The organism is Pseudomonas sp. SAR267, assembly GCF_052077595.1.
Classification (GTDB): Bacteria; Pseudomonadota; Gammaproteobacteria; order Pseudomonadales; family Pseudomonadaceae; genus Aquipseudomonas; species Aquipseudomonas vlassakiae.
This window is the reverse complement of record NZ_JBQIHU010000001.1, coordinates 529,791-543,287: the sequence shown is the minus strand read 5'-3', so window position 1 is coordinate 543,287 and position 13,497 is coordinate 529,791. Positions and strand designations below refer to the sequence as shown.

The 13,497-nt window shown below is 66.4% G+C and carries 10 protein-coding genes; 9 read left to right on the top strand and 1 reads right to left on the bottom strand.

The features are described 5' to 3' along the window. Window positions 1-17: 17 nt before the first annotated feature. From ACTORR_RS02915 to ACTORR_RS02890, 6 genes are read left to right on the top strand one after another with little or no spacing between them, the layout of a single operon-like run. Window positions 18-1,178, top strand: a complete 1,161-nt coding sequence (locus ACTORR_RS02915; RefSeq protein WP_313364299.1) for an acyl-CoA dehydrogenase family protein — start codon at window positions 18-20, stop codon at window positions 1,176-1,178. A 13-nt stretch (window positions 1,179-1,191) separates the two neighbouring features. Beyond that, window positions 1,192-3,291: an acetate--CoA ligase family protein gene (locus ACTORR_RS02910; RefSeq protein ID WP_313364300.1), complete on the top strand. Its 2,100-nt coding sequence runs from the start codon at window positions 1,192-1,194 to the stop codon at window positions 3,289-3,291. A gap of 10 nt (window positions 3,292-3,301) precedes the next feature. Continuing rightward, complete coding sequence (locus ACTORR_RS02905; protein WP_313364301.1) at window positions 3,302-4,909, top strand: 5-guanidino-2-oxopentanoate decarboxylase; 1,608 nt, start codon at window positions 3,302-3,304, stop codon at window positions 4,907-4,909. 29 nt (window positions 4,910-4,938) lie between these two features. Then, window positions 4,939-6,129 (top strand): pyridoxal phosphate-dependent aminotransferase, encoded by a 1,191-nt coding sequence (locus ACTORR_RS02900; protein ID WP_054887789.1) that lies wholly within the window; start codon window positions 4,939-4,941, stop codon window positions 6,127-6,129. Beyond that, window positions 6,122-7,537 carry an aldehyde dehydrogenase family protein gene (locus ACTORR_RS02895; RefSeq protein ID WP_054887788.1) on the top strand — a complete coding sequence of 472 codons (1,416 nt, stop codon included), beginning with the start codon at window positions 6,122-6,124 and terminating at the stop codon, window positions 7,535-7,537. The genes ACTORR_RS02900 and ACTORR_RS02895 overlap by 8 nt, the downstream gene beginning before the upstream one ends. A gap of 33 nt (window positions 7,538-7,570) precedes the next feature. Next, window positions 7,571-8,275, top strand: coding sequence for an NAD(P)H-dependent oxidoreductase (locus ACTORR_RS02890; protein ID WP_054887787.1), 705 nt, complete (start codon window positions 7,571-7,573; stop codon window positions 8,273-8,275). Window positions 8,276-8,443: 168 nt separating this feature from the next. Here ACTORR_RS02890 and ACTORR_RS02885 read toward each other — a convergent pair whose 3' ends face one another. Next, on the bottom strand, window positions 8,444-9,835 hold the full coding sequence (locus ACTORR_RS02885) for an FAD-dependent oxidoreductase (RefSeq protein ID WP_262108315.1): 1,392 nt from the start codon (window positions 9,833-9,835) through the stop codon (window positions 8,444-8,446). A 229-nt stretch (window positions 9,836-10,064) separates the two neighbouring features. Here ACTORR_RS02885 and ACTORR_RS02880 point away from each other — a divergent pair, with 229 nt between their 5' ends. From ACTORR_RS02880 to ACTORR_RS02870, 3 genes are read left to right on the top strand one after another with little or no spacing between them, the layout of a single operon-like run. Beyond that, window positions 10,065-11,168: a polyamine ABC transporter substrate-binding protein gene (locus tag ACTORR_RS02880; protein WP_054887785.1), complete on the top strand. Its 1,104-nt coding sequence runs from the start codon at window positions 10,065-10,067 to the stop codon at window positions 11,166-11,168. A gap of 36 nt (window positions 11,169-11,204) precedes the next feature. Then, window positions 11,205-12,623, top strand: coding sequence for an aminotransferase (locus tag ACTORR_RS02875; protein ID WP_054887784.1), 1,419 nt, complete (start codon window positions 11,205-11,207; stop codon window positions 12,621-12,623). Window positions 12,624-12,676: 53 nt separating this feature from the next. After that, window positions 12,677-13,492 carry a helix-turn-helix transcriptional regulator gene (locus tag ACTORR_RS02870; RefSeq protein WP_099813703.1) on the top strand — a complete coding sequence of 272 codons (816 nt, stop codon included), beginning with the start codon at window positions 12,677-12,679 and terminating at the stop codon, window positions 13,490-13,492. Window positions 13,493-13,497: the final 5 nt, after the last annotated feature.

Sequence of the window (13,497 nt, the reverse complement as noted above, 5' to 3'; positions counted from 1 at the left end):
GTTACCAGGAACAGGCCATGAATTTCCAACTGACCCAAGAACAAGAAATGTTGGTGGATGCCGTACGCAGCTTCGTGACCAAGGAGCTGTTGCCCCATGAAGAAGCCGTGGACCGTGCCGACCAAGTGTCGCCGGAACTGGCTGCGCAGATCCGTGGCAAGGCCATCGCCGCCGGCTTCTACGCCTTCAACATGCCGCAGGAAGTCGGTGGCGGCGGCCTCGACTACCTGTCCCAGGCCCTGATCGAGCGTGAGCTGTCGAAGGTCTCCTGGGCACTGCACGTGTTCGTCGCCCGGCCGTCGAAGATCCTCATGGCCTGCACCGGCCAGCAGGTCGAGGACTACCTGCTGCCGTGTATCCGTGGCGAGAAGACCGACTGCTTCGCCCTGACCGAACCGGGCGCTGGCTCCGACGCCAACTCGATCAAGACCCGCGCCGTGCGCGAGGGCGACGACTTCGTGATCAACGGCAGCAAGCATTTCATCAGCCATGCCGGCCACGCTGATTTCGCCATCGTCTTCGCCGTCACTGACACCTACGAACACAACGGCCGCAAGCGCAACGCCGTCACCGCCTTCCTGGTCGACCGCGGTACCCCGGGCATGACCATCCGCCGTGGCCCGAAATGCGTGAGCAACCGTGGCTACCACACCTACGAACTGTTCTTCGACGACTGCAAGGTCCCGGCCGCCAAGGTGCTCGGCGAAGTCGGCAAGGGCTGGGAGGTGGCCAATGCCTGGCTGACCGCAGGCCGGGTCATGGTCGCCGCCAACTGCGTCGGCCAGGCCCAGCGTGCACTTGACGTGTCACTGCAATGGGCGGCCGACCGCAAGCAGTTCGGCCAGCCGATCGGCACTTACCAGGGCGTGTCGTTCAAGCTCGCCGACATGGCCACGCAGATCCGCGCCGCCGAACTGCTGACCCTGCACACCGCCTGGAAGATGGACCAGGGCAGCATGACCGATGGCGAGGCCGGCATGGCCAAGCTGTTCGCCAGCGAAGTGCTCGGCAAGGTCGCCGACGAAGCGGTACAGATCTACGGCGGCATGGGCCTGATGGACGAAGGGCCGGTCGAGCGGATCTGGCGCAATGCGCGCATCGAACGGATCTGGGAAGGCACCTCGGAGATCCAGCGGCACATCATCTCGCGCGAACTGCTGCGTCCACTGCTGCGCTGACCGGAGCATCCCCATGTCGCAAGCCATTCGTGACAACCTCAAACGCCTGCTGGCACCCCGGCACCTGGCTTTCGTCGGCGGGCGCAGCATGGCCCGTGCGCTCAAGCGCTGTGCCGAGGGCGGCTACCCGGGCCAGATGTGGCTGGTCAACCCGCAGCAGGACAGCATCGACGGCGTGCCCTGCGTGCGCAGTGTGGCCGAACTGCCCTGCGCGCCGGATGCGGTGTTCATCGCCACCAACCGCGAACTGACCCTGACCTGTGTCGCCGAACTCGCCGCCAAGGGCGCGGGTGGGGCGATCTGCTATGCCTCGGGCTTTGCCGAAAGCGGCGCCGAGGGCCAGGCGCTGCAACAGCAGCTGCTTGATTCCGCCGGCAACATGGCCCTGCTCGGGCCCAACTGCTACGGCCTGCTCGACTACCTGCACAGTGCCGCCCTGTGGCCGGTGGCCCATGGTGGCAAGGCGGTAGAGAAGGGCGTGGCGGTGCTGACCCAGAGCGGCAACTTCGCCTACAACCTGTCGATGAGCGACCGCTCGCTGCCGGTGGCCTACATGGCCTCGGTCGGCAACCAGGCACAACTGGGCATCGCCGAGCTGATGGACGTGTTGCTCGATGAACCCCGGGTCACCGCCATCGGCCTGCACCTGGAAGGCCTGAAGAACGTGCCGGGCTTTGCCCGTGCCGCGCACAAGGCGCTGGAGAAAGGCATCCCGATCGTCGCGCTGAAGACCGGCGTGTCGCAGATCGGCGCCGAGCTGGCGCTGAGCCACACCAGTTCGCTGTCCGGTTCCGATGCCCTGTACGACAGCCTGTTCGAGCGCCTGGGGGTGATTCGCGTCAGCGGCCCGGTGAGCTTCGTCGAGACCCTCAAGGCCGCCGCCTGCGGCGTCCTGCCCAAGGGCCCCAGCCTGATCGCACTGGCGTGCTCGGGCGGCGATGCGGGGCTGATCGCCGACTACAGCGAAAGCAACCAGCTGAAGCTGCCGGCCCTGGGTGCCAAACAGGTCGAGGAACTGGCCCAGGTGTTGCCGGCCTACGCCAACCTGGTCAACCCGCTGGACTTCACCACGGCGATCTGGGGCGATGGCCCGGCCAAGGCGCGCATGCTCGACAGCGCCCTGCGCAGCGACGCCGACGCGGCGATGCTGGTGCTCGATTACCCCGCCGAGTTCACCGGCGAGCGCAAAGAGTGCGACCTGCTGCTGGAGTTGTACTGCGCGGCGCTCAAGCGCCATGGCAAGACCGGCTTCGTCACCTCGGCCTTCCCCGAACTGCTGCCGGCCAGCGCCCGCGAGCGCCTGCACGCGGCCGGCGTGCCGGCGCTGCAGGGGGTGGAGGATGGCCTGGCAGCCTGGGGCCGGGTCGCCCGCTACGCACAGCAGCGTCCGGCGTTGCTGGCGCTGGGCGAATCGGCGCTGGTACCGCTGTGCCCGCCACCGCTGGCCGGCGCTAGTCGCCTGCTCAACGAATGGAACGCCAAGCAGGCTCTGCGCGGCTTTGGCCTGCCCATTCCGCAGGGGGTGCTGAGCAGCCCGGAGCGTGCGCTGGCCGATGCTGGCCAGGTGGGCTTCCCGCTGGTGCTCAAGGCGGTCAGCGCGCAGTTGCCGCACAAGACCGAGGCCGGCGCGGTGGCGCTGAACCTGGCCGACGCGGCAGCGCTCAGCCGGGCGCTTGAGCAGATGCGCACGCGCATCGCAGCTCATGCGCCAGGGGTCGCCTTTGACCAGGTGCTGCTCGAGCCGATGGCCAGCGCGCCGCTTGCCGAGCTGATCGTCGGCATCAAGCGCGAGGCGGATTTCGGCCTGGCGCTGGTGATCGGTGCTGGCGGCATCCTCGTCGAGCTGCTCAAGGACAGCAGCAGCCTGCTGCTGCCGACCACCGACGGTGCTATCCGCAAAGCCGTACTGGGACTGCGCAGCGCAGCCTTGCTGCAGGGCTTTCGGGGCAAGCCGGCGGCCGACCTGGATGCCCTGGTCGCTGCCATCCGCGCAGTGGCCGACTACGCCTGCGAAAACGCCAACCAGCTGCTGGAGCTGGATGTGAACCCCCTGATGGTCGGTGCCCATGGCACCCTTGCGGTCGATGCCTTGATCCGCCTCGGCCAAGTGTAAGGACATGAACATGACGAACCCCACACTCACGGGCGGCCAGGCGCTGGTGCGCCTGCTGGCCAACTACGGCGTCGACACCGTCTTCGGCATCCCCGGCGTGCATACCCTGGAGCTGTACCGCGGCTTGCCCGGCAGCGGCATCCGCCACGTGCTCACCCGGCACGAGCAGGGCGCCGGCTTCATGGCCGACGGCTATGCCCGGGTCAGCGGCAAGCCGGGCGTCTGCTTTGTCATCACCGGCCCCGGCGTGACCAACGCGGCCACCGCCATCGGCCAGGCCTACGCTGACTCCATTGCGCTGCTGGTGATCTCCAGCGTCAACCACACCACCAGCCTGGGCAAAGGCTGGGGCTGCCTGCACGAAACCCAGGACCAGCGCGCCATGACGGCGCCGATCACCGCCTTTTCCGCCGTGGCGCTGAAGCCCGAGGACCTGCCGGAACTGGTCGCCCGGGCCTATGCCGTGTTCGACAGCGAACGCCCGCGCCCGGTGCATATCTCGGTGCCGCTGGACGTGCTGGCCGCGCCAGTGGCGCGGGACTGGAGTGATGAAGTAGTGCGCCGCCCCGGTCGCGGCCCGGCCAGCCTCGACAGCCTGCAACAGGCAGCCGCCAGGCTGGCGGCGGCGAAGCGCCCGATGATCATCGCCGGCGGTGGCGCGCTGCAGGCGGGCGCCGAGCTGCAGCAGTTGAGCACACGGCTGGCGGCGCCACTGTTCACCAGCGTCGCCGGCAAGGGTCTGGCGCCTTTGGACTCGCCGCTCAACGCCGGCTCCACCTTGTGCGTCGAACCGGGCTGGGCGCTGATCGCCGAGGCTGACGTGGTGCTGGCGGTCGGTACCGAGATGGCCGACACCGACTTCTGGCGCGAGCGCCTGCCGCTGACCGGCGAGCTGTTGCGGGTGGATATCGACCCACGCAAGTTCAACGACTTCTACCCCTGCGCGCTGGCATTGCACGGCGATGCCCGGCAGACCTTGGCGGGGCTGCTCGAACAGTTGCCGGACGGCGTGCGCGATGCGAGCCAGGCATGTGCGGCAGTGGCGCGCCTGCGCGCCGCCGTGCAGGCGAACCACGCGCCCTTGCAGGCGATGCACCAGGCGATCTTGCAGCGGGTCGCAGCCGAGCTGCCGGACAACGCCTTCATCAGCACCGACATGACCCAGCTGGCCTATACCGGTAACTATGTGTTCAACAGCCGGGCACCGCGCAGCTGGCTGCACCCCACCGGCTACGGCACCCTTGGCTACGGCCTGCCGGCCGGCATCGGCGCCATGTTCGCCACAGCCGACCGCCCGGGCCTGGTACTGGTGGGCGACGGTGGTTTCCTCTATACCGCCCAAGAGCTGGCAACCGCAGTCGAGGAGCTGGACCGCCCGCTGGTGGTGCTGCTGTGGAACAACGATGCGCTGGGGCAGATCCGCGACGACATGCTCGACCTCGATATCGAGCCCATTGGCGTATTGCCGCGCAACCCGGACTTCGCCGGCCTGGCCCATGCCTTCGGCTGCACCGTGGCGCAGCCGCAGAACCTTGACGAACTGCAACGTGACCTGCGCGGCGGCTTTGCCCGCAACGGCGTGACCCTGATCGAACTCAAGCACGCCTGCGCGCGCTGAGCCCACCCCGCACAACAGGACAACCAGCCATGCGATTTTCCTCTTTGACCCAACGGATCGCCGGCGATGGCGCCGCCGCCTGGGAGATTCACTACCGCGCCCTGGCCTTGCTCGAACAGGGCCGCGACGTGCTGCTGCTTTCGGTCGGTGATCCCGACTTCGATACTCCGGCGCCGATCGTCCAGGCCGCCGTGGCCAGCCTCGAAGCCGGCAATACCCATTACGCCGACGTGCGCGGCAAGCGCAGCCTGCGCGAGGCCATTGCCCGCCGCCACCAGCAGCGCAGCGGCCAGGCGGTCACGGCCGATCAGGTGACGGTGCTGGCGGGGGCGCAGTGCGCGCTGTTCTGCGTGGCGCAATGCGTGCTGGAGCCGGGCGATGAAGTGATCGTCGCCGAGCCGATGTATGTCACCTACGAGGCGGTGTTCGGTGCCTGCGGCGCCAAGGTGGTGCCGGTGCCGGTGCGCCCCGAGCATGGCTTTCGCGTGCAGCCCTCGGACGTCGCTGCACGGATCACCCCGCGCACCCGTGCCCTGGCGCTGAACAGCCCGCACAACCCCTCCGGTGCCAGCCTGCCGCGCAGCAGCTGGGAGGCCCTGGCCGAACTGTGCATTGCCCACGACCTGTGGCTGATCAGCGACGAGGTCTACAGCGAGCTGCTGTTCGAAGGTGAGCACATCAGCCCCGCCAGCCTGCCCGGCATGGCCGAGCGCACGGCAACGCTGAACAGCCTGTCCAAGTCCCATGCCATGACCGGCTGGCGGGTCGGCTGGGTGGTCGGTTCGCCGGCGCTATCGGCACACCTGGAAAACCTGGCGCTGTGCATGCTGTATGGCTCGCCAGACTTCATCCAGGATGCGGCGGTGGCCGCGCTGGAGCAGCCGTTGCCGGAACTGGAGGGTATGCGCGAGGCTTACCGCCAGCGCCGTGACCTGGTATGTGCCAGGCTTGCCGGCTGCCCAGGCCTTCGGGCCCTCAAGCCCGATGGCGGGATGTTCGTGATGGTCGATATCCGCGAGACCGGGGTTAGCGCACAAGCGTTTGCCGACCGCCTGCTCGACTTGCACGGTGTGTCGGTGCTGGCCGGTGAAGCGTTCGGCCCCAGTGCCGCCGGGCACATCCGCCTGGGCCTGGTGCTGGGCGCCGAGCCGCTGGGTGAGGCCTGCCGGCGCATTGCCCGCTGCGCCAGCGAACTGCTGGAGGCGCAGCCCAATGCGTGAATACCGCCGTCTGTTCATCGATGGCCGCTGGCAGCAGCCGGTGGGGCAGGGCATGGCCGAGGTGATCGACCCGGCCAGCGAGGCGGTGGCCGGCAGGGTGCCGCTGGGTAACGAAGACGATGTGCAACACGCCGTCAATGCGGCGCGAGGGGCGTTCGCCGCCTGGGCGCGCACGCCCTCCAGCGTGCGCGCCGGGTACATCCTTGCCCTGGCCGAGCAGCTCAAGGCGCGGGCCGACGAGATGGCCGCGGTGATCACCACCGAGCTGGGCATGCCGGTGCAGTGGTGCCGGTCGGTGCAGGTCGACGGGCCCATCGTCGGGCTTGAACAGTACGTCCAACTGGCCGGCCAGATGGACGAGGTGCGCGAAGTCGGCAATTCGCGACTGTACCGCGAGGCGGTGGGTGTATGCGCCTTCATCAACCCGTGGAATTACCCGCTGCACCAACTGATCGGCAAGCTGGCACCCGCCTTGGCCGCAGGCTGCACGGTGGTGGTCAAGCCAAGCCAGGAGACCCCGCTGCACGCCTTCCTGCTGGCGGAAATGATCGAGGCCATCGGCCTGCCGGCCGGGGTGTTCAACCTGGTCAGCGGGCCGGGGGCGAAGGTCGGCGAGGCGCTGGCGCGGCACCCGCAGGTGGACATGGTCTCGTTTACCGGGTCGACCGGCGCGGGCGTGCGGGTTGCCCAGGCCGCGGCGCCGTCGGTGAAGCGGGTGTGCCTGGAGCTGGGCGGCAAGTCGCCGTTCCTGATCACCGCCGACGCCCCGCTGGAAACGGCGGTACGCCATGGCGTGCAGGACGTGATGATCAACTCGGGGCAGACCTGTACCGCACTGACGCGCATGCTGTTGCCGGCCTCGCGCTATGCCCAGGCCTTGGAGATCGCCGTGGACGAGGCCCGCAACCTGGTGATGGGCGACCCGCAGGACCCGCGCAGCTTCCTCGGGCCGATGTGCTCGGCCGGGCAGCGGCGCACGGTGCAGGAGTACATCCGGGTCGGCCAGCAAGAAGGTGCGCGGCTGGTGTGTGGCGGTGAGACCGCAGCGGGCTTCGAGCGTGGGTTCTATGTGCCGCCGACGATCTTCGCCGAGGTCGACAACCGCATGCGCATTGCCCAGGAGGAAATCTTCGGGCCGGTGCTGTGCCTGATTCCCTACACCGACGAGGCCGAAGGCATTGCCCTGGCCAATGACTCGCCGTTCGGGCTGTCCAGCGCGGTGTGGGCGGGTAGCCGCGACCAGGCGCTGCAACTGGCCCGCCAGCTGCGCGCGGGGCAGTGCTTCGTCAATGGCGGGGCGTTCAACTACCAGGCACCGTTCGGCGGCTACAAGCAGTCGGGCAATGGCCGCGAGTGGGGCGAGGAAGGCCTCGACGAGTTCGTCGAGGTCAAGGCCATCCAGCTCTGATCCGTTCACATTGAAGTGTTTGAGGGGTTACCCATGAAAGTACTGATCGTTCACGCTCACCCTGAGCCTCGCTCCTTCACCGCCGCCCTGCGTGACCAGGCGGCACAGACCTTCCGCGCCCAGGGCCATGAGGTGCAGGTCAGCGACCTGTACGCCATGGGCTGGAACCCGGTTGCCAGCGCCGACGACTTCAGCCAGCGGGAAAACCCGGAATATCTGGTGTACGCGCTGGAGCAGCGCCTGGGCGTCAAGAGCGGCACCATCGCCCCGGATATCCAGCAGGAGCTCGACAAGCTGCTATGGGCCGACCTGCTGGTGCTGAACTTCCCGATCTTCTGGTTCTCGGCCCCGGCCATGCTCAAGGGCTGGATCGACCGCGTGCTGGTGTCCGGGGTGTGTTATGGCGGCAAGCGCTTCTACGATCAGGGTGGCCTGGCCGGCAAGCGCGCGCTGGTGACCGTGACCTTGGGCGGGCGTGAGCACATGTTCGGCGATGGCGCGATCCACGGGCCGCTTGAAGACATGCTGCGGCCAATCCTGCGCGGGACCCTGGCCTATGTCGGCTTCGAAGTGCTGGAGCCGTTCGTGGCCTGGCATGTGCCGTACATCAGCGACGAGGCGCGCCAGGCGTTCCTGCGCAGTTACGAGCAGCGTCTGCAGCACCTGTCGGATGACCTGCCGCTGAGCTTTCCACGCCTCGACCAGTTCGATGAGGCACTGTATCCGCTGCCGCGCTGATCACAGGCGCGGTCTGAGCGACTGCTCAATCTCTGTGGGAGCGGGCGTGCCCGCGAAACAGGCGGCGCGGTGGATGGCACCGGCGTTGCCGGTGTTCGCGGGCACGCCCGCTCCCACAGAGATTGAGCAAGATTTCATAAAGGTCAGACCGATGTCAGGTTCATCCGCTCATGCCTTGTCCGTCTTGCCGGCTGCCGCGGCGAACTTGGCCAGCTGAACATCCAGCCGACGAGGGCGCCGGCCGAGGTCCTCGGCACGCTCCTTGCGGCGAATGGCGTTGCGTACCATCAGTGACCCCAGGTAACGGATGGGTTCCGGCGGGAAATGCCCGAGCGGGCCGTTGAGCAGTGGCGAGCGGGTCCAGGCGTTGTCCAGCCCCAGCACCAGCGACGACAGGATCTGGCCGCCCATGTGGCACGGGCCCACGCCACTGCCGGAATAGCCGAAGCCATAGAAGATATTGCCCTTGGCGCCCATGCGGCCGAAGAACGGCAAACCGGTGACCGAGCGATCCGAAGGGCCGTTCCAGGTGGCTGCGATATCGACGCCGGTGAATGCCGGGAAGAACTTTTCCAACGAATCGCGCAGCAGGTTCGCATAGGGTGATGGCTGGTCGAATACCGGCAGCATGCGCCCGCCGAAGGCGAAGGTATTGCCGCCTTTGCCCAGCATGATTCGCCCGTCGGGGGTGTTGTGGTAGTAGTGCACGAAGATCCGTGAGTCGAGCACGGTCACGCCGCTGGTCAGGCCGATACGCTCCAGCAGGTCCGGGCGAGGTTCGGTGATGATCATGTCGCTCGAGACAATGGCCACCGAACGCGCGAATTGTGGAAAGGCCCGGGCCATCCAGGCATTGATCGCCAGCACCACATTGGCGCAGGTGACTTTGCCGTGGGGTGTGATCACCGTGGCTGGCTGCCCTTGCTCCAGGCCGACCATCGGCGAGCCTTCATGAATGCGTACGCCAAGCTGCAGCGCCACACGGCGCAGGCCACGTACCAGCTTGGCTGGCTGTACGCTGGCCGCTGCGGGCGAGTACCAGCCTTCCAGGTGCTGGGCCGAGCCCGCCATCCGTTGCACGTCGGCCAGCGGGCGTTTGCAGAAGGTATTGATGCCATGGCGCTCCAGCGCGGCGACCACCGCGTCGGTGGAGCCGACCTGAGCCTGACTGGTCGAGGTGTACAGCGTGCCGTCGAGACGGTAGTCGGCATCCACGCCGTATTTTCTGCAGAAGTCGCCGATCGCGTAGATGCTCTGCTCCGACGCTTTGACCAGGCGCACGGCCTCTTCCAGCCCGAACAGCCGCTCCAGGGTAAAGAACTTCGCCGACCAGGACAGCGCACAACCGCCGTTGCGCCCACTCGCGCCGGCGCCGCAGATATCCGCCTCGACGATGACTACATCGAGTTCGGGGTTGTGTTCCTTGAGCATGATGGCGGTCCACAGGCCGGTATAGCCGCCACCGACGATGCAGACGTCGGCCTGGATATCCTGCCGCAGGGGCGGGCAGGGTTCGTCGGGCTGATTGTTCAGGGCTTGTTCCAGCCAGAAAGGGCGCATCGTGCTTCTCCAGAAAGGGACCGGGAAGGGCGCCGAGCCATTCGCACCCTGTGCCACGCATCCTTGCAGTGCACTGTGCATAAATAAAATCGATTTAACGTATGCATACATAAGTTCAGTCTATGTATGGCTGACCCCACCCATTCGGGTTATGGCCCTATGGCCCAATCCGCCCGATAGTGGCTCCATCGCTCGCCCGAGCCGATCCTGATCACACGATGGAGTTGCTATGCGCAAGGCATTGAAGGTGATTTCCAGTCTGCTGATGTGTTGTACCGCCACGGCCGCCCTGGCCACCGAGGCAGACACCAGCAACACGCTCAGGTTGTACAACTGGACCGACTATATCGGCGAAAATACCCTCGCCGATTTCGAGAAGCAGACAGGCATCAAGGTGATCTACGACACCTTCGACGGCTACGAGACGGTCCAGACCAAACTCCTCACCGGCCGCTCCGGCTACGACCTGGTGATGCTCAATGGTTCGCTGGTGCCACCGCTGATCAAGGCCGGGGTGTTCCAGCCGCTGGACAAAACCAAGCTGCCGAGCTGGGCCAACCTCGACCCGCAAGTGGTGCAGAGCCTGCAAGCCTTCGACCCCGGCATGAATTACTCGGCGCCTTACACCTGGGGCAGCTCCGGCATCACCTATAACGTCGACAAGATCAGGCAGCGCATGCCCGACGCGCCTATCGGCTCGCTGGCCATGCTGTTCGACCCAAAGATCGTCTCGCGTTTCGCCGACTGCGGCGTAACCGTGATGGACGCCCCCAGCGAAGTCATCCCGCTGGCTCTCAAGTACCTTGGCAAGGACCCACAGAGTGCCAGGCCCGACGACCTCAAGGCCGCCCAGGACGTGCTCATGGGCATCCGCCCCTACATCAAGAAGTTCGACTCGGTGAATTACCTCACCAGCCTGCCCAACGGTGACGTATGCATGGCCCTGACCTGGTCCGGCGACTACGCGACCGCCCAGGCCCGTGCGGTGGAGGCGAAGAAGGACATCAAGCTGGCGTTCTTCATTCCCAAGGAAGGCTCGCTGATCTGGTTCGACAGCCTTTACCTGCCCAGCGACGCCCCGCACGTGGCCAACGCCCACCGCTTTATCGAATACCTGCTGCAGCCCAGGACCATGGCCGAGGTGACCAACTTCATCCACTACGCCAACAGCAACGCGGCCGCCACGCCCCTGGTGCAGGCCGATATCCGCAACGACCCGGCGATCTACCCCGACCAGCAAACCCGCGAACGGCTGTTCACCCAGAAGTCCCAGGACCCGCAGGCCATGCGCGCCATCACCCGGGTCTGGAGCACGGTCAAGACCGGCATCTGACCCCTTTCACCGTACCGATCCGAAAAGGAATTGCTTATGGCTACCGCGACTCGCCCATTGGCCGCCACCCTGAACCATGACCCGCTGGTGCAAGCCGACAAAGCCCACTACATGCACGGCTACCACATGTTCGACGAGCACGCCGAGCAGGGCGCGCTGAACATCCAGGCCGGTGACGGCGCCTACATCCACGACACCCAGGGCAACCGCTTCCTCGATGCCGTTGGCGGCATGTGGTGCACCAACATCGGCCTGGGCCGCGAGGAAATGGCCCTGGCCATCGCCGACCAGGTGCGCCAGCTGGCCTATTCCAACCCGTTCTCGGACATGGCCAACCCAAAAGCCATCGAGCTGTGCCAGAAGCTTGCGAGCCTGGCGCCCGGCGACCTTGACCACGTGTTCCTCACCACCGGCGGGTCCACCGCCGTGGACACTGCCTACCGGCTGATCCAGTACTACCAGAACTGCCGCGGCAAGCCGCATAAGAAACACGTGATCGCCCGCTACAACGCCTACCACGGCTCGACCTGCCTGACCATGTCGATCGGCAACAAGGCTGCCGACCGGGTGCCCGAGTTCGATTATGCCCACGAACTGATCCACCACGTCTCCAACCCCAACTTCTACCGGGCGGGCGATGACCTGGACGAGGCCGAGTTCCTCGACTTCCTGGTGGCCGAGTTCGAGGACAAGATCCTCTCCCTGGGCGCGGACAACGTCGCCGCCTTCTTCGCCGAACCGATCATGGGCTCGGGCGGGGTGATCATCCCGCCCACAGGGTATTTCCAGCGCATGTGGCAGGTGTGCCAGACCTACGACATCCTGTTCGTCGCCGACGAAGTGGTCACTTCGTTCGGCCGCCTGGGCACCTTCTTCGCCTCCGAAGCACTGTTCGGTGTCACCCCGGACATCATCACCACCGCCAAGGGCCTGACCTCGGCCTACCTGCCACTGGGCGCGTGCATCTTCTCCGAGCGCATCTGGAAGGTGATCGCCGAGCCGGGCAAGGGCCGTTGTTTCACCCACGGCTTCACCTACAGCGGGCACCCGGTGTGCTGCGTGGCGGCGCTGAAGAACATCGAGATCATCGAGCGGGAAAACCTGCTGGCTCATGTCAACGACGTCGGCGGCTACCTGGAGCAGCGCCTGCAGACCCTTGCTGCACTGCCGCTGGTCGGCCAGGTGCGCTGCATGAAGCTGATGGCCTGCGTCGAGTTCGTCGCCAACAAACAGACCAAGGCGCTGTTCCCGGACGCGGTGAACATCGGCGAGCGCATCCACGTGCGGGCGCAGGCCAAAGGGCTGCTGGTGCGCCCGATCATGCACCTGAACGTGATGTCGCCGCCGCTGATCATCACCCACGCCCAGGTGGACGAGATCGTCGACACCCTGCGCAGCTGCATTCTCGAGGCGGCGCAGGAACTGACCGAGCAGGGCCTGTATCACGGCCAATGATCGACCTGCAGCCAAAGATGCGCACGCGTGCCCCGGCCGGTAGACTGCGGGGCATGAGCCGAGCACACGAAAACACCACAATAAACCTGCCGTTTCATGCCCTGCAGCAATGGCACAGCGCCCTGCAACAGGCCTTCGCCCACAGCGAGGGCCCGGACGCGCTGGCCTGGCTGGCGGCGGCCATCAGCCAGCTGGTGGCCGCCGAGTCGATGCTGATCAGCCTCGAACGCAAGGGCCAGCCGCCGCAGCTGCTGTACCAGCAGGGCATCCCGGCCCGCTACCACGAGGCGGTGCTGGAGCGCTATTTCGCCGCAGGCTACCTGCTCGACCCGTTCTGCCTGGCGGTGCAGAAGGGCCTGGCGCAGGGCTTCTACCACCTGGAAGACATCGCCCCGGACAACTTCTTCGACAGCGACTACTACAAGACCTATTACCTGGGCACCGGCTGCAGCGAGGACAGCTACTTCATCGTCGACCTGGGCAACGACAGCAAGATCTCCCTGAGCCTGTTCCAGGGCTGCAGCGGCGCGCGCCTGGGCGTGGCGCAGCTGCACCTGCTGCAGGCGGCGGAGCCGATGGTTCGCGAGCTGCTGATGCGCTTTGCCCGGCATGGCCTGGAGCCGCAACCGCAGGCCGAGGAGAGCGTGCAGGCGGCGTTCGACAGCTTTGGTTGCGGGGTACTCACTGAGCGCGAGCGGCAGGTGGCGCAGATGGTGTTGCAGGGGCACTCGGTGAAATCCACCGCCCATGAACTGGGGATTTCACCCGAGACCGTGCGGATGCACCGCAAGAACCTGTACCTGAAGCTGCAAATCAATTCGCAGTCGGAGCTGTTCGCCCAGTTCATCGGCTGGTTGCGGCGGGTCTGAGCGCA